The sequence below is a fragment of the Paenibacillus sp. sgz302148 genome (assembly GCF_056120465.1).
The window spans coordinates 1-1104 of sequence record NZ_JBVYOJ010000058.1 but is presented as its reverse complement, the minus strand read 5'-3'; the positions used below and the strand labels follow the sequence as shown (position 1 = coordinate 1104).

Annotated in this window: 2 tRNA genes and 1 rRNA gene; all 3 read left to right on the top strand. The window is 52.4% G+C overall.

Annotation, left to right across the window (positions count from 1 at the left end):
* The first annotated feature begins 30 nt into the window (after window positions 1–30).
* Window positions 31–107, top strand: a tRNA-Ile gene (locus tag AC0LWM_RS32370).
* 90 nt (window positions 108–197) lie between these two features.
* Window positions 198–273: transfer RNA gene (locus AC0LWM_RS32365), tRNA-Ala, on the top strand.
* A gap of 207 nt (window positions 274–480) precedes the next feature.
* Window positions 481–1104 (top strand): 23S ribosomal RNA (locus AC0LWM_RS32360); the annotation flags it as partial.

Here is a 1104-nt window from a genome sequence, read left to right as displayed (position 1 = left end):
GAAAGCGACGAAGCGAAGGCTTCGTAATGAGGGCCCTTAGCTCAGCTGGTTAGAGCGCACCCCTGATAAGGGTGAGGTCGGTGGTTCGAGTCCACTAGGGCCCACCATACAAATCCCCCAAAAGTGAAGAAGTGGCTTCGAAGCGTAATCCGATTACTTTTCGGGGGCCCCGGAAACACTACATTGGGAAATAACTTGGGGCCATAGCTCAGCTGGGAGAGCGCCTGCCTTGCAAGCAGGAGGTCAGCGGTTCGATCCCGCTTGGCTCCACCAACCAAATATTACCTCGGAAACTTCGAAAAAAAGCAGTTGCTTTGATCGGGCGGATGTGGTAAGATAGCTTTCGCTGCTGATAAAGCAGTGAAGCGAAAGAAGAACTTGTTCCTTGAAAACTGGATAGCGAAAGTTAAGCGAAAGCTTAGAACATCCTTTAGCTGTATTAACAAAAGCTTGAGGCTGCGCAAGCAGCACAACAAGCATAGTTAAGCTAATAAGAGCGCACGGAGGATGCCTAGGCGCTAGGAGCCGAAGAAGGACGTGGTGAACGACGAAATCGCCTCGGGGAGCCGTAAGCAGGCATCGATCCGGGGATATCCGAATGGGGAAACCCGGCTGTCGTAATAGACAGTCACTCTGCACTGAATTCATAGGTGCAGAAGAGGCATACCAGGGGAACTGAAACATNAGCCGTAAGCAGGCATCGATCCGGGGATATCCGAATGGGGAAACCCGGCTGTCGTAATAGACAGTCACTCTGCACTGAATCCATAGGTGCAGAAGAGGCATACCAGGGGAACTGAAACATCTAAGTACCCTGAGGAAGAGAAAACAAAAGTGATTCCGTCAGTAGCGGCGAGCGAACGCGGATTAGCCCAAACCAGGGAGCTTGCTCCTTGGGGTTGTAGGACGTCTCACATGGAGTTACAAAGGTGTTGGTTAGGCGAAGAGGTCTGGAAAGGCCCGCTAGAAGAGGTAAAAGCCCTGTAACCAAAAGCCAGCACCCTCCGAGACGGATCCTGAGTACGGCGGGACACGTGAAACCCCGTCGGAATCCGGCAGGACCATCTGCCAAGGCTAAATACTCCCTAGCGACCGATAGCGAAG